The 20,647-nt window shown below is 69.6% G+C and carries 21 protein-coding genes, 1 tRNA gene and 1 pseudogene; 15 read left to right on the top strand and 8 right to left on the bottom strand.

Annotated elements, in window-relative coordinates; genetic code table 11:
- Nucleotides 1–37: 37 nt before the first annotated feature.
- Nucleotides 38–2,137: a VWA domain-containing protein gene (locus ACFU8W_RS06700; protein ID WP_384032803.1), complete on the bottom strand. Its 2,100-nt coding sequence runs from the start codon at nucleotides 2,135–2,137 to the stop codon at nucleotides 38–40.
- 156 nt (nucleotides 2,138–2,293) lie between these two features.
- On the bottom strand, nucleotides 2,294–2,920 hold the full coding sequence (locus ACFU8W_RS06695; protein WP_266983502.1) for a response regulator transcription factor: 627 nt from the start codon (nucleotides 2,918–2,920) through the stop codon (nucleotides 2,294–2,296).
- Between the two features lie 212 nt (nucleotides 2,921–3,132).
- On the opposite strand from ACFU8W_RS06695, the gene ACFU8W_RS06690 reads away from it, so the two are divergent.
- Entirely contained in the window at nucleotides 3,133–4,458 is a 1,326-nt protein-coding gene (locus tag ACFU8W_RS06690; protein ID WP_384032801.1) for a hypothetical protein, read from the top strand.
- 88 nt (nucleotides 4,459–4,546) lie between these two features.
- Here ACFU8W_RS06690 and ACFU8W_RS06685 read toward each other — a convergent pair whose 3' ends face one another.
- Nucleotides 4,547–5,398, bottom strand: coding sequence for a DUF4157 domain-containing protein (locus ACFU8W_RS06685; protein WP_384032799.1), 852 nt, complete (start codon nucleotides 5,396–5,398; stop codon nucleotides 4,547–4,549).
- A 338-nt stretch (nucleotides 5,399–5,736) separates the two neighbouring features.
- Here ACFU8W_RS06685 and ACFU8W_RS06680 point away from each other — a divergent pair.
- From ACFU8W_RS06680 to ACFU8W_RS06670, 3 genes and pseudogenes are all read left to right on the top strand, one after another.
- Nucleotides 5,737–5,952, top strand: a pseudogene (locus ACFU8W_RS06680) (sigma factor-like helix-turn-helix DNA-binding protein); the annotation flags it as partial.
- Nucleotides 5,953–6,097: 145 nt separating this feature from the next.
- Nucleotides 6,098–6,733, top strand: coding sequence for an HhH-GPD-type base excision DNA repair protein (locus tag ACFU8W_RS06675; RefSeq protein WP_384032797.1), 636 nt, complete (start codon nucleotides 6,098–6,100; stop codon nucleotides 6,731–6,733).
- Nucleotides 6,734–6,814: 81 nt separating this feature from the next.
- Nucleotides 6,815–8,365 carry a M20/M25/M40 family metallo-hydrolase gene (locus tag ACFU8W_RS06670; RefSeq protein ID WP_384032795.1) on the top strand — a complete coding sequence of 517 codons (1,551 nt, stop codon included), beginning with the start codon at nucleotides 6,815–6,817 and terminating at the stop codon, nucleotides 8,363–8,365.
- A gap of 59 nt (nucleotides 8,366–8,424) precedes the next feature.
- Here ACFU8W_RS06670 and ACFU8W_RS06665 read toward each other — a convergent pair whose 3' ends face one another.
- A complete protein-coding gene (locus ACFU8W_RS06665) occupies nucleotides 8,425–8,676 on the bottom strand; it encodes a helicase HerA-like domain-containing protein (RefSeq protein WP_384032793.1) in 252 nt (83 codons plus the stop codon).
- 477 nt (nucleotides 8,677–9,153) lie between these two features.
- Between ACFU8W_RS06665 and ACFU8W_RS06660 the strand changes: the two genes are divergently transcribed.
- The gene (locus ACFU8W_RS06660; RefSeq protein ID WP_003955420.1) at nucleotides 9,154–9,450 is read left to right on the top strand and encodes a type II toxin-antitoxin system VapB family antitoxin; all 297 of its coding nucleotides are present in this window, start codon (nucleotides 9,154–9,156) and stop codon (nucleotides 9,448–9,450) included.
- Nucleotides 9,451–9,611: 161 nt separating this feature from the next.
- The gene (locus ACFU8W_RS06655) at nucleotides 9,612–10,211 is read left to right on the top strand and encodes a LytR C-terminal domain-containing protein (RefSeq protein ID WP_384033031.1); all 600 of its coding nucleotides are present in this window, start codon (nucleotides 9,612–9,614) and stop codon (nucleotides 10,209–10,211) included.
- Nucleotides 10,212–10,303: 92 nt separating this feature from the next.
- On the opposite strand, the gene upp is transcribed toward ACFU8W_RS06655, so the two are convergent.
- Entirely contained in the window at nucleotides 10,304–10,939 is a 636-nt protein-coding gene (gene upp, locus ACFU8W_RS06650; RefSeq protein WP_037695091.1) for a uracil phosphoribosyltransferase, read from the bottom strand.
- A gap of 104 nt (nucleotides 10,940–11,043) precedes the next feature.
- Between upp and ACFU8W_RS06645 the strand changes: the two genes are divergently transcribed.
- From ACFU8W_RS06645 to ACFU8W_RS06630, 4 genes are all read left to right on the top strand, one after another.
- Nucleotides 11,044–11,259, top strand: a complete 216-nt coding sequence (locus ACFU8W_RS06645) for a hypothetical protein (protein ID WP_384032791.1) — start codon at nucleotides 11,044–11,046, stop codon at nucleotides 11,257–11,259.
- A 187-nt stretch (nucleotides 11,260–11,446) separates the two neighbouring features.
- Nucleotides 11,447–12,010, top strand: a complete 564-nt coding sequence (locus ACFU8W_RS06640; RefSeq protein WP_327249475.1) for a hypothetical protein — start codon at nucleotides 11,447–11,449, stop codon at nucleotides 12,008–12,010.
- 93 nt (nucleotides 12,011–12,103) lie between these two features.
- On the top strand, nucleotides 12,104–12,532 hold the full coding sequence (gene tadA / locus ACFU8W_RS06635) for a tRNA adenosine(34) deaminase TadA (RefSeq protein WP_384033028.1): 429 nt from the start codon (nucleotides 12,104–12,106) through the stop codon (nucleotides 12,530–12,532).
- Between the two features lie 91 nt (nucleotides 12,533–12,623).
- Nucleotides 12,624–12,708 (top strand) — tRNA-Ser (locus ACFU8W_RS06630).
- A 335-nt stretch (nucleotides 12,709–13,043) separates the two neighbouring features.
- Here the strand turns inward: ACFU8W_RS06630 and ACFU8W_RS06625 are convergent.
- The gene (locus ACFU8W_RS06625; RefSeq protein ID WP_384032789.1) at nucleotides 13,044–14,426 is read right to left on the bottom strand and encodes an FAD-binding oxidoreductase; all 1,383 of its coding nucleotides are present in this window, start codon (nucleotides 14,424–14,426) and stop codon (nucleotides 13,044–13,046) included.
- Nucleotides 14,427–14,472: 46 nt separating this feature from the next.
- Nucleotides 14,473–15,450 carry an antibiotic biosynthesis monooxygenase gene (locus ACFU8W_RS06620; RefSeq protein ID WP_384032787.1) on the bottom strand — a complete coding sequence of 326 codons (978 nt, stop codon included), beginning with the start codon at nucleotides 15,448–15,450 and terminating at the stop codon, nucleotides 14,473–14,475.
- Between the two features lie 108 nt (nucleotides 15,451–15,558).
- On the opposite strand from ACFU8W_RS06620, the gene ACFU8W_RS06615 reads away from it, so the two are divergent.
- On the top strand, nucleotides 15,559–16,125 hold the full coding sequence (locus ACFU8W_RS06615) for a nucleoside deaminase (protein ID WP_384032786.1): 567 nt from the start codon (nucleotides 15,559–15,561) through the stop codon (nucleotides 16,123–16,125).
- Between the two features lie 105 nt (nucleotides 16,126–16,230).
- Here the strand turns inward: ACFU8W_RS06615 and ACFU8W_RS06610 are convergent, their stop codons facing one another.
- A complete protein-coding gene (locus ACFU8W_RS06610) occupies nucleotides 16,231–17,487 on the bottom strand; it encodes a bifunctional GNAT family N-acetyltransferase/ATP-binding protein (RefSeq protein WP_345512587.1) in 1,257 nt (418 codons plus the stop codon).
- Nucleotides 17,488–17,913: 426 nt separating this feature from the next.
- On the opposite strand from ACFU8W_RS06610, the gene ACFU8W_RS06605 reads away from it, so the two are divergent.
- The 4 genes from ACFU8W_RS06605 to ACFU8W_RS06590 all read left to right on the top strand — a co-directional run bounded on the left by ACFU8W_RS06605 (nucleotide 17,914) and on the right by ACFU8W_RS06590 (nucleotide 20,625).
- Nucleotides 17,914–18,078 (top strand): hypothetical protein, encoded by a 165-nt coding sequence (locus tag ACFU8W_RS06605; protein WP_345512588.1) that lies wholly within the window; start codon nucleotides 17,914–17,916, stop codon nucleotides 18,076–18,078.
- A 9-nt stretch (nucleotides 18,079–18,087) separates the two neighbouring features.
- A complete protein-coding gene (locus ACFU8W_RS06600) occupies nucleotides 18,088–18,381 on the top strand; it encodes a Dabb family protein (protein WP_345512589.1) in 294 nt (97 codons plus the stop codon).
- A 210-nt stretch (nucleotides 18,382–18,591) separates the two neighbouring features.
- Nucleotides 18,592–19,524, top strand: coding sequence for an RNA polymerase sigma factor SigF (locus ACFU8W_RS06595; protein ID WP_384032784.1), 933 nt, complete (start codon nucleotides 18,592–18,594; stop codon nucleotides 19,522–19,524).
- Nucleotides 19,525–19,758: 234 nt separating this feature from the next.
- Nucleotides 19,759–20,625: an RNA polymerase sigma factor SigF gene (locus ACFU8W_RS06590; protein WP_384032782.1), complete on the top strand. Its 867-nt coding sequence runs from the start codon at nucleotides 19,759–19,761 to the stop codon at nucleotides 20,623–20,625.
- The last annotated feature ends 22 nt before the right edge of the window (nucleotides 20,626–20,647 follow it).

Genomic DNA, 20,647 nt, shown 5'->3' with positions numbered 1-20,647 from the left:
CCCGTATGAGCGCGGACGTTCCCATGAGCTCGGACGTTCACGCGCGGCCCGCGAAGTCCGGTGGCTGCAGGTTGCGTTGGACGACGAGAACCGGCTTCTGCAGTCGGTCGATGCCTCTCGTGTCCGCCCGCAGCTTCCTCGGACCGAGCCGGTCCTTGCGCAGAACTGGGACCTGAACCTCGAAGGTGCCGTCGCGGCCCACGGTCACGCCGCCCTGATCCGCGGTGATCCCGATGTTCCACGTGAAACGTACGGTCTGACCAGGCGGGTAGTCCTTGCCGCGGGCCAGGACCACCTGGCCCGGCTTGACGACCGCCGGAGTGACGGTGAGCGAGGGCTTCAGGACGCGCAGCCGGTCCGTTTCCTTGTTGTTGGCCGTGCGGCGGTCGGGCAGCGTGCCGCGCACCGTGGCCCGCACATCACCGGTGATCGCCGCACGGTACGTCGCCGTCTGCGTCACCTCGATACGCCCGCCGGCCGGAATCGTGCACGGTTTCGCCGCGGTACACCGGGTCAGCGCGGGCAGGCTGCGGTCCTTCGCGGCGGACGGCTTGGGCCAGCTGGAGCCGATGACGATACCCGTCGCCTTGTCGGGACCCGCATTGGTGACGATGTAGCGGGCGCGGGCCGGACGCCCCGTGTACGTGCGGTCCGGCGTGACGCTGACCTTCATCGCCACGTCGGCCGAGGGCGGCACCGGCGCCTTGAGCACCACGATCTCCGCCGTGTCCGTGCCGGTGTTGCCCGCAGAATCGGTCGCCGAACAGGTCACCGTCGTGCTGCCCAGCGGGAAGAGGGAGCCGGCGGGCGGGGTGCAGGTCACCGGGAGCGGGCCGTCGTGGGCGTCCTCGGCGGTCGCGCTGTAGTCCACCCGGGCGCCGTTCTTGTCCTTGGTCCGGACGGTCAGATCGTCCACGGTGACAACAGGGGCGTCGATGTCGTTCACGTCGATGCCGATCTGTTCCTGGAAGTCCGGATCGGCCGCAGCGGCGGGTCCGAGCGTGTCCGCACCGGGGACCTGGGTGCCGAGCAGGAACTGGACGGTGCAGGTCAGCCGGGTTCCCTGGGGTGCGTCCGCGGAGACGTCGATGTTCTCGGCGAAGTGCGCGGTGTCGCCGCTGGTGACCTGCTGGGTGGGCGGGTCGAGGCTGACGGACAGGTGCGGGTCGCACTTGTCGAGGCGGTAGCCGACGCTGGTGGGCAGGTTGTGGAAGCCCTCGATGATCGCGTCCGACACCTGCTTCCCATCGATGCCTTCCAGCAGGCGGCCGTTGGTGGCGTTGACGATGCGCGTCGCCTGACCGGGCGTGGTGGGCGGGTTCTCCACGTAGTCGGGGTTGTCGGGATTGTGGGCGTCACCGTTGCCGTTCATCCCGTCGCCGATCCTGCTCTCCACGTCCACGCCGATCACCCGGACGTTCTTGTCCTGAAGGGCGAAGATCGTGTCGTCGATGGAGTGGCCGTTGCTGGGCGAGTGGCTGGAGGCGTCGCTGACCACCACGATGACGGGGCTGGCCCCTTCGCGGAACACGGTCTTCCCACCGGCGCCGTCGGCGATCTGCCACAGTCCGTTGATCCAGTCCTCGGACGGACCACGGCTCTGACCGCCCAGTCCGGTGCCGAGCTTGTCGACGCCCTCCTGCACCTTGGTGTCGTCGTCCGTGAGCTCGGTCAGCACCTGGAATCCGGCGTTCACATCGCCTTCCTGGTCGCCGAAGGTGGCCACGGCGAACCGGGAGTCCGGCTGCTCGGCCCGGATCGCGGCGGTGATGTCGGGCAGGTTCTCCCGCACACTCTTGATCGGCTCCGCCATGCTTGCCGTTCCGTCCACCAGCAGGACCACGTCCGGCCTCGGCGGGATGACCGGTGTACGCACCTGCTTGTCCACCCCCGTGGAGCCGCCGGGGTCGACCGCGTCCGTGAACTCGGCGGGCGTCACCCATGGTTCGGGCACCGCTACGGCCGGGGGGCGCGCACCGGCGGCCGATCCGGGGGCCATGCCGGTGGCCACGAGGAGGAGAGCCAGAACCGGGATGCGGAGCGCGGTGACTGCGCGGCGGGAGGCCGGGGTCCTGGGCCCGTTCGAGCGGCCCTTCCGTGACCACGGCGCCCGCTCACGTCGCTGGAACCAGCGCACGGAAGTCCTCCCCCGCCCTCGGCCGGCCTACCGATCCGGCATACCGGCCCCACGGTCCCGTACACGCTGCCGACGCGCAGCGGTAGACGAGTCACATCCTCGGGAAGCCGCCGCTGCCCTTTCGGGCAGCGGTCACCGGGCGTACGGCGTGCCGGCTCAGATCAGCCCCTGCCGCATCGCGTACGCCACCGCGTGCGACCGGTTCCGGAGCTGAAGCCGCGTCATGACCGAATGCAGCACATTCTTGATCGTGCGCTCGGAGTAGGCCAGCTTCGTCGCGATGTCGGCGGTGTCATATCCCTCCGCCACCAGTCGCAGCACGTCCACCTCGCGGGCGGCAAGCCCGGTGAAGTGCAGACCTCGCGGTCCCAGTACCTGTCCCTGCAGCCGGCCGACCTCCTGGAGGAGGCGCCCCAGCAGATCGGAGGGGAGATGACCTTCGCCGCGCGCCACCGTCCCTATGACGTGCACCAGGTGTTCGGGCGTCGCCTCGGAGCGTCGTACGACCCCGGCCACACCGCACTCCGCCGCGCTCACCAGCTTCTGTTCGTCGATGTCGGTCGTGACCAGTACGGTGCGGGAGGTGCTGGTGCGCTGGATGTTGCGCAGCATCCGCAGCACCTCCTCGTCGACCGCGTCGACGACCACCACGGTGACCTGGGGCGGGAGATCCTCCGCACCCCATTCGGTCATGCTCACTTCGGGACGGGCACGCAGCTGACTCGCTACACCCGCCTGCGAGATCGGGTCCTGGGCACGTAAGGCGACGGTGGTGCGCTCCATGGCAAGGCTCCCCCTGGGAAACAGCCGGGTCGCGTCACAGCGGGCGCAACCATCACGGCTGCAGTCATGTACCTCATAGGTCTTGAGGCGGTCAAAAGATTCCCGTGTTTACCGACAAGGAAACTAAAACGCCGTTGGGGGCACCGAATCTGCCCGAAAGTGTTCCTTCGCGGTCGATGTCGTGAAGCGGCGGCGATCCTACGGTGCGCGGTATGAGTCTCACGGCAAGCCTCGACGCATCGTCCGTCACCGCCGTACCGGGCGAGGGGACGAGCCTTCCCCTGCAGATCCTCAACTCCGGCTCCACCGTGGAGGAGTACCGCTTCGAGGTGGTCGGCGCGTGTGCCGCCTGGACGACCGTGGAACCTCCGGTGCTGTCCCTCTATCCGGGCAGCTCGGAGGCCGTATCGGTCACGTTCACCCCGCCCCGCGACCCGTCCGTGCCCGCGGGCGAGACGCACTTCGGGGTACGGGTGGTGCCGACGAGCGAGCAGGGCGACGCCGTGGTGCCCGAGGGCCGGGTGACCGTGCTGCCGTTCGCCGAGGTGACCGCCGAGCTGGTGCCGCGCAGTTCGCACGGTGCCAGGCGCGGCGCGCACCAGCTCGCCGTGGACAACCGGGGCAACGCACCGATCGCCGTGCGCCTCGACGCCCGGTCCGGCACCGAACGTGCCCGGATCTCGTTCACCGAACCCGAGCTTCGGATCGAACCGGGCCACGCCGGGTTCGGCAAGCTGCGGGTCCGGCCTGCCAAACGGCTGTGGCGCGGTACGCCGGTCACGCACCCGTTCCAGGCGGTCGCCACGCCCGCCGTGCCGGAGGGTGAGGAGCCGCTCGAACCGGTCGTCCTGGACGGCTCGTACCAGCAGGAAGCGATCCTGCCGCGCTGGCTGCCCCGGGCGCTCATCCTCGCCGCGGTACTGATCCTCGCCCTGGTCGGGCTCTGGTACGGGCTGCTGCGGCCGGCCGTGAAGTCGGCGGCCCGGGAAGCGATCACGCCGGAGGCGGTGGCGTCGGCCGCCGCCGAGGAGAGCAAGTCGCCGAACGGCAAGGAGAACGGTGGTGCCGCGTCGGGCGGCGGGTCCGGGGAGAACGGTTCCGACGCCGGAGTGTCCGGGCAGCCCAGCGCCTCGCCGAACCCCTCCCCGTCCGCCGGGGCGGCCGGACCCGCCGAGCCGACGAGCGCCCATGTGCAGGTCCGGGACTCACTGGGCGGCGGCGCGAACACGGGGACCGCGCTCCAGGTGCCGTCCGGGCACACCTTCCGGCTGACCGACATCGTCGTCCAGAACCCGCAGGGCGACGCGGGGACGATCACCGTCTCCTCGGGTCAGGACTCACCCATCCTCCGCCTCGCGCTGGAGAACTTCCGGGACTCCGACTACCACTTCGTCACCCCGATCCTGGTGCCCGCGGGCGGCAAGGTCACCATGACCGTCGACTGCCGCAAGGTCGGCAAGCCGGTGAACGCCCCTGCGCCCTCCCGGTGCGCGGAGTCGCTGCTGCTCGGCGGCACGATGCAGGCCGACGGAAGCTGAAACGGCGCCCCGCCGTACGGGTGGCGGCGGAACCGGCAGCAGCAAAGGAAAGGCCCCGCCGGATCGGCGGGGCCTTTCGCGTGCGCGTTCACGCCTGCGGAGCCTCTTCCTCCTCCTCCGCGCCTGCCTCCGCATCCCGTTGGACGAAGGAGCCCTGCACGTCCGCCGGCTGCTCGTCCTCGTCCTCCGTCTCCGCGCGCTGGACGGAGGGAGCGGACGTGTGTGTGAGGGCGGGGGCGGCCGCGGGGACCGGGTCGGCGGCCGGGGAGGGAGCCGACAGCACCCGGTCGGCGTTGGCGACGGCCTCCTGCTCGAACCGGTCCGAGGGGTCGCTCACCCGGATCCCGCCCGGCGCCTCCGTGCCCTCCACCGGCCCGTTGCGCTGCTGGATCACATGCGTCAGCTCATGGGCCAGGGTGGTGCGGCCCTGCGGCGAGGACGGGTCGTACGCGTCCCGCTGGAACACCACGTTGTTGCCGACGGTGTACGCGTGCGCGCCGACACCCTTCGCCGACTCGTGCGCCGCGGAATCCGTATGGATGCGTACGTCGGAGAAGTCCGCGCCCATCCGGCTTTCCATGTCGGAGCGGGTCTCGGTGTCGAGGGGGCTGCCACCACCCGACGAGACGACGTGGTGGACCGGGGATCGCGCATCCTCTTCGGCGTGCTCCTCGGGTCCGCTCCCGGCCCGCTGCACCATCGCCCCCACGGCGCTGTTCCCCACCGTCCGCTGGAGCACACCCATGCCGGACGCCCCGACCACGTCGGCCCGGCCGGTGGCCCCTGCCCGGTAGAGGTGGGGCGCGCCGGAGGACGCCTCATGGGCTTCCGCCGTCCGCGAGGGGACGAACACCTCGTCGTGCTCATGCCGTCCGTGGTCGTCATCGCGATCGTGGTCGTGACCGTGGTCCCACTCGTACTGCTGCTCGTGTGCGTTCATCCGTCAACTCCCCTGACCGCACCGGTCGAAGACGTCGCTGCTCCTGGCCTCGGACTTCCACCTTCACCGCACCGCCCCCGCCCCGTCCAGCCCGCGCCCCGCCTGCGAAGGGCAACCGGTGCTGCCTCTTCGGGCACCCTCCCGGTACGTACGGCCCTCCACCTGCTGCGAGGCGCGCCGCGGCTGCCGATGTCACACTCCGACCGCCTGCACAGCTCCAGGAGTGCATGAGCCGAAGGAGACGCCTGATGTCCGAGCCCGCCGACGAACCGGACACCGGCCGCGCCACCGGCGCAGGCCCGGACGCAGACGCAGACCCGGGCCGGGACGCAGGCCCGGGCACCGGCACCCCTCCGCCACTCGAGGACGAGGCGGCCGAACGGGCCGAGCGTTCCGAGTCCGTGTCGATGGCGATGCTGGTCGTCCTGGAGACGCTCACCCCGCTGGAGCGCGCGGTCTTCGTCCTGCACGAGGTCTTCGGTTACGCCCGCACCGAGACGGCGGAGACCCTCGGCCGCAGCCCCGCCGCCGTCCGCCGGCTGGCGCACCGCGCCATGTTGTCGATGTCCACGTCTCCGATCCCGATGTGCGCCACTGACAGACACCGCACGGTCTCTCCGTGTACAGGCCCGGGCAGGCAGGCACCTTCGCGTACGCCATCGGCGGCTCCTGGACTCGCCGTCCCCTGTGACTGTCGCGATGATCGGAGGCATGACACAGAGCAAACCGAACAGCAAGGGCGGGCCGATCGCCCTGCAGATCGCTCAGCAGCCGGAGGCGGACGAGCTGCTCGGCCGCAGTCCGCTCGCCGCCATGGTCGGCATGCTGCTCGACCAGCAGGTTCCTATGGAGTGGGCGTTCTCCGGCCCGTACACCCTGGCGCAGCGGATGGGCTCCGACGATCTGGACGCCCATGAGATCGCCGTCTACGCCCCGGAGGCGTTCACCGAACTCTTCACCGCCAAACCCGCTCTGCACCGCTATCCCGGCTCCATGGCCAAACGGGTGCAGCAACTGTGCCAATTCCTGGTCGCGGAGTACGACGGGGACGCGAGTGCCGTCTGGAGTGATGTCGGGACCGGTGCCGAACTGCTGAAACGGCTGAAGGCTCTGCCGGGGTTCGGTGTCCAGAAGGCGCAGATCTTCCTCGCGCTGCTGGGCAAGCAGCTGAATGTCCGGCCGACCGGCTGGCGCGCCGCGGCGGGTCCGTACGGGGAGGCGGGCTCGCACCGGTCGGTCGCCGACATCACCGGCCCCGACTCGCTCGCCCTCGTCCGCGCGCACAAGCAGGAAGCGAAGGCGGCCGCCAAGGCGGCCGCGGCGAAGACGAGATGACGGAGCGGGGCCCGCAGCTGTTCACAGAGTCAATGCGATCGCTGGCTTTCCTGCACAACCGTTCGCACCGGAAGGACTCTTGTGCACGCAACCCGTCGCAGGGCCACGGCTGTTGTGGCCACCACCGTTCTGGCCACGCCCCTCCTCCTGGCCGCCTCCCCGAACCACGGACTCCCGTCCGGGCACGACCCCGCGAAGGACGCGGCCAAGCTGTCGCGTCAGCTCGTGAGGGCGTCGTCCGGCAAGGACGCGTACCGCCATCTGCAGCGGTTCCAGGCGATAGCCGACTCCGCCGACGGACATCGCGCGGCCGGTTCACCGGGCCACGACGCCTCCGCCGCGTACGTCTATCAGCAGCTCCGGCACGCCGGTTACCGGGTCGCGTACGACACCTTCGACTTCGTCCACACCGAGACGCTCGCCGAGAAGCTCTCCGTGGTCTCCCCGACGCCCCGCGACGTCACGATCAGGGCGATGACGTACACCACGTCCACGAAGACGGGCGGGATCACGGCCGCACTCGCCGCAGTGCCCGTCGACGCCACCACCGGATGCGAGGCGGCCGACTACTCCTCCGCCACCTTCACCGGCAAGATCGCGCTGATCAAGCGCGGCGGCTGCTCCTTCGCCATCAAGCAAGAGGCAGCGGGCGCGGCGGGCGCGGTCGGCGCGGTGATCTACAACAACGTCGACGGAGTCCTCTCCGGCACCCTCGGCGACGTCGCGTCCGGGCGGATATCCACCGGCGGAGTCACCCAGGCCGACGGCGAGCGGCTCGCCGCCGACCTGGCCAAGGGGGACGGGGTGACGGTCTCCTTCGAGATCCGGGAGTTCCAGGAGCCGCGCACCACACGCAATGTGATCGCCGAGACCCGCGGCGGCAACGCGGCGAGAACCGTCATGCTCGGCGCGCACCTGGACTCGGTCACCGAAGGCCCCGGAATCAACGACAACGGCTCCGGCTCGGCCGGTCTCCTCGAAGTCGCCCTGGAGCTCGCCAAGACCCACCGCACCCCGACCAACAAGGTGCGTTTCGCCTGGTGGTCGGCGGAGGAGAACGGGCTCAAGGGATCGGAGGCATACGTCGCGAAGCTCGACGCGGCCCAGCAGAAGCAGATCGCGCTCTACCTCAACTTCGACATGATCGCCTCGCCGAACGGCGCCCAGTTCGTCTTCGACGGTGACGACTCGGACGGGGGCGGCTCGGGCCCCGGCCCCGAGGGATCCGCCCGACTGGAGCGCGACATAACGGACTTCCTCGACCGGACGGGCACGCCGCACGAGGGCACGGACTTCACCGGCCGCTCCGACTACGGACCGTTCATCGACGTCGGCATCCCCGCGGGTGGTACGGACACCGGCGCCGAGGTCATCAAGTCGCCCGCCCAGGCGAAGAAGTTCGGCGGTGAGGCGGGGATCGCGTTCGACCCCTGCTACCACTCCGCGTGTGACACGCTGGCCAACATCGACATGGCGTACTTCGACGCCAATATCGATGTGATCGCGAACGCGGTCGGCACGTACGCGTACGACCTGCGCTCCCTCACCCGCCCGGTCATGTCCGCCGCCACCGTGGGACGGACCGGCAGCGTCGGCGGTCTGCGCGAGGGTCACTCCGACGCCACCGCCTAAGGGTTGTCCCGTAGCCCTGCCGGGGCGGGCACCCGACTGCGGTGCCCGCTCCCTCCCCCTTACCGCCCGCGGCGTGCCGTACCGAACAGTGATCGCGAGATCTCCCGCCCGAGCTGCGTCCCCACCGACCGTGCCGACGACCGGAACACCCCGCTACCCACCACCTGCTCCACCAGCGACTCGTCGTCCTTCGCCGCCTTCGGCTGCTTCCCGGCCTTCACCGCCGTATCCACCGTTGCCGCCTCCGCGGCGGCCCGCTGCTCGGCCTCGCGCTCGGCGGTGAGCTTCTCGTACGCCGACTCCCGGTCCACCGCGTGCGTAACGCCCGCACAACGAGGACCCCTTCACCGTCGCCCGCAGCGGGATGCCGGGGCCGATGCCGCCGAGCGCGTAGAACTCGCACGGGAATTCCCTGGCTTCCCACTGCTGCCCGACCTGCCCGGCGCGTTCGGTGACCACCCGCGACGAGTCCGTGCCGGTTGAGCATCCCCAGCGGGATCCGGATCTGCGCGCCGGGCAGACATGCACCGGCCCAGAGCAGCGCACCCAGATCGAGCGCGGCCCCGCCGACGACGTACCCGTCGGCGATCTCCCGGGCCTGTTGCGGCACTACGCCGGCACCCTCGACGGCGCCGGCTCCCGTGCCCGCTTCGGTACCCCCGCCCGTGCTGCCGCTGTCACTCATCACGGCCCCTATTCCGAAATGCCTGCATTCATGCCGTTTTGGTCAGCATCGCAGTACCGCCCCATGGCTGCGCCCGGAGGCTCTTGACCGGTAGGCTTTCCGTGTGATCTTCAAGCGCATCGGAAATGGGCGGCCATATCCCGACCACGGCCGGGAAAGCACCCGGCAGTGGGCGGATGTCGCGCCGCGCCCGGTCCGCCTCGACCAGCTGGTGACGACCAAGGGTCAGCTGGACCTCGAAACCCTCCTCGCCGAGGACTCGACGTTCTACGGCGACCTGTTCGCCCACGTCGTGAAGTGGCAGGGCGACCTCTATCTGGAGGACGGGCTGCACCGCGCGGTCCGCGCGGCGCTCCAGCAGCGCCAGGTGCTGCACGCCCGCGTCCTCGAACTCGGCTGACAGTCCAGCGGCTCGGTGAGCCGACGGTCCGTGCACGTCGCCGCGCCGGGTGCTTTCGGGTGCATTCACACCCGGACGGGCGCCATCCGCTGATCATTTAGTACGCATCTTCACCGGGTCGCACTACGCTGCGCCCCATGAGCATGCTCACTCCCCCCGGCATGGGCGGAAAGTACCGCATCACGGGCGACAAGTACCCGCGCATGCGCCGCCCCCGGCACCGCCGCACACTGGTCCTCGTGTCCATTGCCTCCGTGGTGGCCCTAGGGCTGGCCGGTTGGGGCACGATGCAGCTCATCGACGTCTTCACGGGCGGCGACAAGCAGGCCAGCGCCGCGGACCGCAGGGCCGACTGCCCCACGCCCAAGCCGTCCACACCCGCCAAGGCACTGCCGGCACCGGCGAAGATCACCGTCAACGTCTACAACGCGACGCCGCGCGGCGGACTGGCGAAGGCCGCCGCCGACGAGCTGAAGAAGCGCGGCTTCCGCATCGGCGAGGTGGGCAATGCCTCAGCCGCGTACGACAAGAAGGTCCCGGGGCCCGGGGTACTGCTGGGCGCGCCGACGGCCATGAACGGCGCGTTCCCGGTCCTCGGTACGCAGCTGACGGGCGCCACGCCGAAGACCGACGCGCGCAGGACGGCGGACGTCGATCTGATCCTCGGCACGGCGTTCACGAAGCTGAACACACCGAAGGCCGCCGCCGCGGCCCTCGCCGCCCTCAACAAGCCGGCCCCGGCGCCCTCCTCCTGCCGCTGAGGGCTGCCCTGTCGTCACGCCGCGCAGCAGATGCCGGTTCGACGACAGGACCTCGGGGCGCAGAGGCCGAAAGCCCTGGTCGGAACCGGGACTCAGTCGACGGTTCCGTACATCCGGTCGCCCGCGTCGCCGAGCCCCGGCACGATGTAGCCGTTCTCGTTCAGCCGCTCGTCGACCGAGGCGGTCACCACGGTCACCGGCGTGCCCGCCAGCTCGCGCTCCATCACCTCGACGCCCTCGGGCGCCGCGAGCAGCACGACGGCGGTGACATCGTCCGCACCGCGCTTGATCAGCTCCTGAATCGCCGCGACCAGCGTGCCGCCGGTGGCCAGCATCGGGTCCAGGACGTAGACCTGTCGGCCCGAGAGGTCCTCCGGCATGCGCGTCGCGTACGTGGACGCCTGAAGCGTCTCCTCGTCGCGGATCATGCCCAGGAAGCCCACCTCGGCGGTCGGCAGCAGCCGCACCATGCCGTCGAGCATGCCGAGACCGGCTCGCAGGATCGGCACGACCAGGGGCCGCGGGTGCGACAGCTTGACCCCGGTCGTCGGTGTGACCGGAGTCTCGATGTCGACCTGCTCGGTGCGCACGTCCCGGGTGGCCTCGTACGCGAGCAGGGTGACCAGCTCGTCGGCGAGCCGCCGGAAGGTCGGGGAGTCGGTGCGCTTGTCGCGCAGAGTGGTGAGTTTGTGCGCGACCAGCGGGTGGTCGACGACGTGGATCCGCATGGGTTCAACAGTAACCGGGCTCTCCCGCACCTGTGCGCTGGCATCAATCGCACGTTCGGAGGGAAGGTGGGGGCATACGGAGCCAGCCTTGGGGTGATGTGCGGATGGCGGACGGGGAGCAGCAGAAGCGGGACCAGTCGGCCCCGCAGGACGCGCAGGACGCGCCGGGGACCGAGACCGAAGCGGAGCGCCGCAGACGGCGCGCCCACTTCCTCCGCGAGCTTCATGAGGCGAAGGCGCTGCGCGACCGGGTCCAGCCGCGCCGCGCCCGGGCCGCCCGAATGCGCCAAGCCATGCGGATGCGAACCTTCCGCTGGTAGCGCTCCGAGCAGCGGGACGACCCCTTCGGAGCGGTGTCCGTGACAACTGATCCACGACGCAACGGTCGAACTACTCTCGCAAACGCTCGGTTTCTGCCACGATTCCGATGGGCGGGAAGCAGGACATCCGGATCACCGGATGCCCTCCCGCCGGACCGACACCCCTATGACCAGTGGGAGAGTCACGGTGTACTTCGCCGCACTGCTCGCGCGCACCGAAGACGGGTGGGAAGCGAGCGACACGGAGCTCGACGATGTGGAAACCCTGTCCGATCTGACGGATCTGGCCCGTGAGGCCTCGGTGGACGAGGACACGGTGCTCGTCTTCATCGAGCAGGAGGACGCCTGGTTCGGCGTCATCCGGGTGGACGGTGAGGAGGACCCCCGTATCTACATCTCGGACGCGTCCGCCGCCGCCCGCTCCTCCTACGGGGAGATCCTGCTCACCGATGAACTGCTCGGCCGCGAACCCGGGGCCGAGGACTCGATTGCCGCCCTCGAAGAGCTCGTCAGCCTCGACGGTACGGAGGACGGCGAGCCGGACCACGCCACCGACAATCAGACCGACCACGACGACAACGACGACGACGGGCTCGACGCCGACGCCGTACCGACGGGTCCGCTCGGAGACACCGGGATCCTGTCCGATCTCGGACTCCCCGAGAAGGAGCTGCTGATGCTGCGCACGGAGGCCCTGGTGGAGATCGCGGACGCGCTGGGCGCGGCCGAGGTCCTGGAGACCGTCCGTTAGGGTCCGCGGGTGACCGCACCACCGGGCCCGCACGGACCGCACGAACCCCACGACCCGACGAACGATCCCGTACGGGACCCATGGCGGGCGGCCATGCGCCGCGCCCTGGACGAGGCCGCACACGCGGCGCAGGCCGGTGATGTGCCGGTCGGCGCCGTCGTCCTCGGCCCGGACGGCACCCTGCTCGCCACGGGACACAACGAACGCGAGGCGACCGGCGACCCGACCGCGCACGCCGAGATCCTTGCCGTCCGCCGGGCAGCCGAGGCGCTCGGCGCATGGCGGCTGACCGGCTGCACGCTGGTGGTCACCCTGGAGCCGTGCACCATGTGCGCGGGCGCACTCGTGCAGTCCCGGGTGGCCCGGGTCGTCTACGGGGCACGGGACGAGAAGGCGGGCGCGGCCGGTTCGCTGTGGGACCTCGTACGGGACCGGCGGCTCAACCACCGCCCCGAAGTGATCCACGGAGTTCTGGAGGACGCCTGTTCCACCCAGTTGACGGCCTTCTTCCGCGACCGCTGACCCGGCGGCGCGCCCGGCCTCCACCCCGGCTTCCGCGCACACGGGAGAATCGGATTTCAACCCACGGCCTGGATGGTCTAAGCTCTCTCTCGGTAGCGTGTCCGAGCGGCCGAAGGAGCTCGCCTCGAAAGCGAGTGTGGGGAAACTCACCGAGGGTTCAAATCCCTCCGCTACCGCTTCAGAAGACCGCCTCTGATCCTGTGAAAGCAGGTCGGGGGCGGTTTTTCTGTGCCCCTGTGTGCAACACACCCTGCCCGACGAGACGGTCGGCCAGTGGGGCCAGGCGCGCTCCGGGGCAGCGACACACCGGATGCGGTCTCCGGCCCACGGCCGATCCGTGCGCCCCGGGGCCGCCTTCCGTGACGATCTCTGTCGCTCTGTCGAGGCTCTCATGGAGGATCGCCGGTGTTCCCGGACATCGAACCCCTCCCACCGACACGCCGTCCCGGTCATTTCCCCGGCCGCGCCCCCGGCGGCCGGACAGGAATCAAGGGCGCCCGCGCAAGGCACCTCATGTCACGGGCGCGAGGTAGGAGTGGAAGACGTTGTCCGGGTCCCACGTGAGCTTGAGTTCCTGCAGGCGGTCCCAGTCGGCGGGGGCGTACGAGCGCCGGGCCCGGGCGGCATCGGCTTCCAGGTCTGTTTCGGCGATGTAGTGGCCACCGCGCCCCGACGGGTCCGCCGCGGCCATCGTCTCGCGCAGCCACCCGCTGTTCGCTCCGTCCGCGGCCGGATCGTCCCAGATCGCGTAACAGACGAGGTAGGACTCGCCGAGCGCCGAGAAGGCCATGTTCCGCAGCAGCGCCGGTTCGGTGGAGACGGGCTGCACCGGCACGAGCACCAGGGATCTGCCGGAGGGGGCCCGGGCGACGGCGCCGGCGATGCGGGCCATCAGAGTCTCGTAGCTCTCCGCCGACCACAGCGTGTCCGCCGCATAGCGATGCGCTCGCGGCCACAGCTGACCGGCGCCGTCGTGCAGCGCGGCGAAGGACGTCGGCTCGGGTGGCCGGGAGAGGGCCCGCTCGGCGAACGGGCAGGCGTCCAGGGGTTCGAGAGCAGCGAGCGCCTCGTCCCGCGTCGCGGCGAAGGCAGTGGCGCCGACGGTGATCCGCGGTCCCGGCGACGCCGTGGCCGTCGCCTCGCCGGAGGCTGCCAGGACGAAAGCCGTCTCGACGTTCGACGGCAGGTCACGCGCGGTCCGGACGGCCCATCCCGTCACGCGCTCGAGATCGGCCGACGGGAAGGTGAGGCTGGTGGTGGTGATGGCCGCGGGATGAGGGTGCAGACCGAGCCGGAAGCCGGTGACGACGGCGAAGAAACCCGGCCCCGCACCGCGGGCGGCCCAGAAGAGGTCGGCGTTCTCGGTTTCGCTGCAGATGACCGTCCGGCCGTCGGCGGTGACAGCCCGGATCTCCAGGACATCGGCGCATGCCGGTCCCCACGCACGGGAGTTCCAGCCGAGTCCGCCGCTCAGCAGGAAGCCGCCCACCGCGACGGAGGAGCAGTGCCCCACGGGAAAGGCCAGGTCATGCGGGGCGAGGGCCTCGACGAGGTCCCGCCCGGTGACGGCGGGCCCCACCTCGGCCGTCGCCGACGCCGGGTCGACGCTGCAGTGCCGTAGCCGCGACAGGTCGATCAGCATGCCCCCCTCGCGGAGTTGGGAGCCGGACCAGTTGTGCCCGCCGGAGCGCGTGGAGACCTGCAGCCCCTGGGCGCGTGCCCAGGCCAGGGCCGGGGGGATGTCCCCTTCGGCGGCGGCCTGCAGGATGACCTCGGGAAAACGTTCCGGCAGAAGCCCGTTCCACACCGCGTCGGTCCGGGCGCGGTCGTAGCCGGGGTCGCCCCGCCGGATCAGTGCCCCCTCGATGGGGCCTGCGGGCGTCCGTTCAGGCATCACGACCTCCTCGCATGACCCGGCTGGAACCGGCTGGTGGGATCGGTCAGTGGGTGGTCAGGCCGAAGATGACGAGGAACAGCGCATAGCAGAGCACCACCACCGCGGCACCGGCCAGGTGCACGCGGTAGTTGCTCGCGCGGCCGGGCACCAGCCAAAAGGCGAGTGCTTTGTTCACCAGTGGCATCAGCAGCCAGGTCAATACGCTGACACTCAGCACGTTCCCGATGAAGAGGCCGATGTATCCGGGGACACCGAGTCCGTCCAGCCAGCGCCCCTCGGTCAGGTTCAGAACCGTCACCGTGGGATAGAGCGCCAGGATCACGGTCATGGCCTGCTTCCAGTTGGGCGGTGCGTTGTCCTGCTCGCCCTCGCCGAAGCGGAACCAACCGCTGAACGCCGAGCCGACCTTGCGTACGTCGTAGGAGGTGAAATAGGTGCGGCCCTCCTCCAGCAGTTTCTGGCGGACATCGGATGCGAGCCAGTCGTCGAGGTGCTCGCGGGAGTCGAACCGGAAGACGACGACCCAGTGCTCCTGCACGCCCTCCACGGGCTTGAACAGCTCGGACCCCATGAATCCGGGTGACTTCGCCTGTGCCTTGAAGGCCTTCTCCTGCCAGCGCAGAAAACCCTCTTCCCGCCCTGGCTTCACCTCGTGGGAGACGACGGCCGTGACCATCTCCGGCGCCTGTTCGGCAGGGGCGCCGCCACGAAGAACCTCCTGCGTCGGGGATTCCTCGAAGAATTCCCGCCCTTCGTCGAGCAATTCCCGCCGTCTGCCCGAATCCAGCCAGGCGGTCAAGTAGTCCACGCCGGCGAAACGGAATACCGCCACCCATTCATTCTCGTCGTCGGCTGCGGGCGGGTACACCTCGGCACCCTCGAACCCGTCGAATTCACGGGCCGCTTCGTTCATCCTGTGCTGCCAGCGCTGGTACTCCTCGGCGCGACCTGCGCGCACCTTCTGCGAGGTCACAACGGTTGCGTTCTCGGCCGGCGGCTCACGGCTTGCGCGGAGGCTCACGGACAGTAGTTTAGTGGATGCGTCATTTTATGGGCAAATCGGACAGTCGATTGCCCTTCCGCACGCTTGTTTCGTCGGGGGCTGTCGATGTCGATCGGAGACGTAGTGATGGAACACAAGGAGCTCATCACGGAGGCGGTCCGACTGGCCACCGAGTCGGTGGAAAAGGGCTGGGGCGGCCCCTTCGGCGCGGTGATCACCCGCAATGGGGACATCATCGCCCGCGGACAGAACCGAGTGCTTCTCACCGGCGACCCCACGGCCCACGCCGAGGTCGAATCGATCCGCAAGGCCGTGCAGTGTCTCAACCCCGAGGCTCCGTCGATCTCCGAAGAGCACCAGAACGAGAGCACTCTGGAATACGTGCCCCGTGCTGACGGGTCACCGGATCCCGTGCCCGAGCGGGCCCGGATGCTTCAGGGCTGCTCGATCTACATCAGCGGCGCTCCCTGCCCGATGTGCATGAGCGCCATCTACTGGTCCCGGATCGATGCGGTGTACTTCAGCTGCGGCCTGGACGACACACGCCGGATCGGCTTCGACGACGTCTACCAGTACGAGGACTTCAAGAAGCCGCTCGACCAGCGAAGGATCAGGATCGAGCAGATCCATCCCGAAATCGGCGCCCAAGCCTACGACTCGTGGACGAACAAGCCGGACCGGCACGCGTACTGAGGACGCCAGGGTCGGAGATCCACGCCACGCCGCGACGGTGCACGGTGAAGCGGGGCCGGGAAGGCGCTCTTCCCGGCAGAAGCGCTTCGACGGGGCGCTACGGGTTCAGACTCGGGCGTGCGTGGTGATGTCGGCGGTGAACTCGGCGATGACGGCGGGGGTCACTGTCGGACGGCACTGGCGGAGCGCGGCGAGGTAGTCGTCGGTGTGCGCGCCCGCCTCGGCGACGTCGCGTTCGAAGGCAGCCTGGGCCGCGATCCGGGCCGCGTGCTCGATGTCGGCCGGGGTGAACAGCTCGCTGGCCGCGACGAGCGCGTCCAGGTCGACATCGTCACGCCGGGCGGAGTGGCGCGACCAGATCGCCGCGCGGGCGGCCGGGTCCGGGGTGCCGATGGGGATCAGGTAGTCGAACCGTCCGGGACGCAGGAAGGCCGGGTCGAGGGAGCGGATGGAGTTGGTGGCGCAGACCAGCAGCCGCTCGTCGCGCTCGCGGAAGCCGGGGATGAGCTTGAGAAGTTCGTTGGTGACGCCGTGCATCCCGGGCTCCGGGCGTGCGCCGCGTTCGGGGGCGATCTCCTCGACCTCGTCGATGAAGACCAGCACCCGCTCCAGTTCCCCGATCCGGGCGAAGGCCGTGCGCAGAGCGGCTGCGAGATTCCCTTCGTCCGCCAGCCGGGACGGCAGCAGTTCGACGAAGGGCCAGCCGAGGCGCGAGGCGATGGCTCGGGCGAAGGTGGTCTTGCCCGTCCCGGGCGGACCGAACAGCGTGATGGCGCGCGGCGGTATGACCCCGTGCCGGGCGGCACGCTCGGGTTCGGCCAGCGGCAGCACGATGCGACGCTCGATCAGGTTCTTCTCCGCCTCCATACCGGCGACCTTGCCCCACAGATCACCGGACAGCACCCGGCCACCCAGCTCCTCCAGGAGGTTCGCCGCGGCGCCGATGGCCGATTCGGTCTTCTCGAAGTAGGCGACGGCCGGCCTCCGCGTGTAACCGGCTTTCTGCAGGCCCTCGCCGAGCAGTTCCTCCTCCGGCAGGACGTAGGCGATGCGACGCACCCGGGCCGCGATCAGCCGGCGTTCCAGCTCCATCAACAGCGCGCTGGCCAGGCCCCGGCCGCGCCAGGTCGGTGAAATGGCGATCCGCATCACCCAGGCCCGGCCCTCGGACACCTGGGCGAGGGCCGCGCCGATGGGCTCGCCGCGGTGGACGGCGACCACCGCGGGCTGGCGGGACGTCAGGGCGCTGATGCACTCGGCCAGAGAGAAGACGGACTCCTGGCCGAGATCCGCGGTCGTGTCGATGAGATGAACGACCGCCGCCAGGTCGTCCTCACGGTAGTCATGGATGAGCCAGTTCACATGCCTCTCCTCGCCTCGGGTGGTTCGGGAGACGCTAGAGCGTGGGCCGGAGGGTGGTCGCGCTCCATTGCGGACAACGGAGCGGCCGCAACCGTACGAACAGGAAGCGGTGCGAACGGCTGACTCCGGCTACGCCCGGCAGGCTTCCGGGAGGGGTGACCGCCCCTCGGGGACGACCACATCCTGTCCATCGGTTCGGCGCTCACAGGCAGCGGCCGCGCGTCAGGACACCGACGCGCGGGGGGACCGCGTCCGCGGGTGGTCGCGTCCGCGGGCAGGATCATCCTTCGGCCGGGCCACACACCTACCGAGGCATCGGGCCGGGTGTGTGATCGCAAAACCCATCGGAAACCCCCATCGGATACGGCCATTCGTGCGGATAGAATCGCCCGACTGCACAGGTGATCGAAGGGGAGGCAGGGGCTGATGGTGCAAGCGAAGAAGATCGCGCTCTACATGGTTGCCGTCTTCGTGCTGTACACGATCATCACGTCCCCCGCCCGGGCCGCGGACCTTGTCCAGGTAGGGTTCGAAGGCGTTTCGAGTGCCGCACAGGGCGTCGGCGATTTCATGTCCGAGCTCGTGAAGTAGGAGTACCCCATGATCCGCCATCTGGTCCTGTTCAAGCTGAACGACGGCGTGAAGCGTGACGATCCGCGCGTCGTCGCCGGGGCGAAGGCGTTCCAGGAGCTCGGAGGGAAGATCCCGGAGCTGGAGTTCTGGGAGTGCGCCTGGAACATCACCGACCGGCCGATCGCCTACGACTTCGCCATCAACTCCGCGGTCGCCGACGAGGACGCCCTGGGGCGCTACGTCGCACACCCGGCCCATCAGGCAGCCGCCGAACAGTGGCGGGCTTTCGCCACCTGGGTGATTGCCGACTACCCGTTCTGACCTCCGCGGTCGCGGAACCCACGAGCCCCTCACCATTTCGGTGAGGGGCTTTTCCATGTGTTTAAACCGGCTTGGCCTCAACACGACATTGTACGGTGCTTGCACACAGTGGACCTGTCTTGTGATGCTATGACCGCTTTTGACAGATGAGTTGACCGAAGTTGACCGCAAAGGGGTGGCCTCACCGTGCCGGCCAGTACAGCGCCTCAAGTGCCTCCCCAGATCGTCCAGAACGACGATGCCCAAACCACCCAAACAGCCCAGTCCGATGAGTCCACTCAGTCCGATCAGCCCACCCGGTCCGCCTCGGCGACCCGGGCCGCCCCGGCGGTCGAGAGCGTCCGGACCGAGACGCCCGACGGCACGACGCCCGCCAGGACCCGGGCCGCGGACACCAGGGCGCTCACCCAGGTCCTCTTTGGCCAGCTCAAGGAGCTGGAACCGGGGAGTGCGGAGCACGGCAGGGTGCGGGCCGCGCTGATCGAGGCGAACCTCCCCCTCGTGCGGTACGCCGCGGCACGCTTCCGGAGCCGTAACGAACCCATGGAGGACGTCGTCCAGGTCGGCACCATCGGGCTGATCAACGCCATCGACCGGTTCGACCCCGAACGCGGCGTCCAGTTCCCGACCTTCGCGATGCCCACCGTCGTCGGCGAGATCAAGCGGTACTTCCGGGACAACGTGCGGACCGTCCACGTGCCGCGGCGGCTGCACGAGCTCTGGGTGCAGGTCACCGGCGCCACCGAGGACCTGACGACCGCGCACGGCCGCTCGCCCACCACCGCGGAGATCGCCGAGCGGCTGAAGATCTCCGAGGAGGAGGTACTGGCCTGCATCGAGGCGGGACGCTCCTACCACGCGACCTCGCTGGAAGCCGCCCAGGAGGGCGACGGGCTGCCGGGACTGCTCGACCGGCTCGGCTACGAGGACCCCGCTCTCGCCGGGGTCGAGCACCGTGACCTGGTCCGTCATCTGCTCGTCCAGCTGCCCGAGCGCGAGCAGCGGATCCTGCTGCTGCGCTATTACAGCAACCTGACGCAATCACAGATCAGCGCCGAATTGGGCGTTTCCCAGATGCATGTGTCAAGACTGCTGGCCAGAAGCTTCGCGCGACTTCGATCCGCAAACAGGATCGAGGCGTAACCGGATCGGGTGAACCGATCAACGTCTGTCTCAGGCGGCCCGAATGCCGCACACCCCCCGTTAACTGCGCATACGCCACCTGGACTTGTCGACATGTCACTACAGCGTGTTGCCGACATGTGACATTCTGCGTGAACCGCGTTTGCCGCAGCCCCGCCTCCGGTATTCAGGTGGAGGCTGCGTTCCTCCGATGGTCGTGGCTACCGCGACCGTCCGCGACCTCAAGGGGGTGGCATGTCCGCAGAACAGGGCAGCTCGAAGGTGCTCACGCTCACGAAGAGCGCACCCGCACCCGTTGTGCTCACCAGCTCGTCGGAAGCCATCGACACCCGCACTCTGTCCCGCTCCCTGTTCCTGCGGCTCGCCGCCCTCGGTCCCGAACCGGGGCCCGACGGACCGGACAGCCCGGAGCGTGCCTACGTGCGGGACACACTCATCGAGCTCAACCTCCCGCTGGTGCGATACGCCGCGGCGCGGTTCCGGAGCCGTAACGAACCGATGGAGGACATCGTCCAGGTCGGCACGATCGGCCTGATCAAGGCGATCGACCGGTTCGACTGCGAACGCGGCGTGGAGTTCCCGACGTTCGCGATGCCCACCGTCGTCGGTGAGATCAAGCGCTTCTTCCGCGACACCTCCTGGTCGGTGCGGGTGCCGCGCCGGCTCCAGGAGCTGCGGCTCGCGCTGACGAAGACCAGCGACGAGCTGGCTCAGAAGCTCGACCGTTCGCCGACCGTGCCGGAGCTCGCTGCGGCGCTCGGGGTCTCCGAGGAGGACGTGGTCGACGGCCTGGCCGTCGGCAACGCATACACCGCCTCCTCACTGGACTCACCCTCCCCGGAGGACGACGGCGGCGAGGGCTCGCTCGCGGACCGGCTCGGCTACGAGGACTCCGCGCTGGAAGGCGTCGAGTACCGCGAATCGCTGAAGCCACTGCTGGCCAAACTCCCGCCCCGGGAGCGGCAGATCATCATGCTGCGGTTCTTCGCCAACATGACCCAGTCGCAGATCGGCGAGGAGGTCGGCATCTCACAGATGCACGTCTCACGCCTGCTGACCCGGACGCTCGCCCAGCTCAGGGAGGGGCTCATCGCCGACTGACCCACGCGCGGTCGCGCGAGGG

This window comes from Streptomyces sp. NPDC057565 (assembly GCF_042801455.1).
In the GTDB taxonomy this organism is placed as follows: Bacteria; Actinomycetota; Actinomycetes; order Streptomycetales; family Streptomycetaceae; genus Streptomyces; species Streptomyces yanii.
This window is presented reverse-complemented; position numbering and strand designations above follow the sequence as displayed.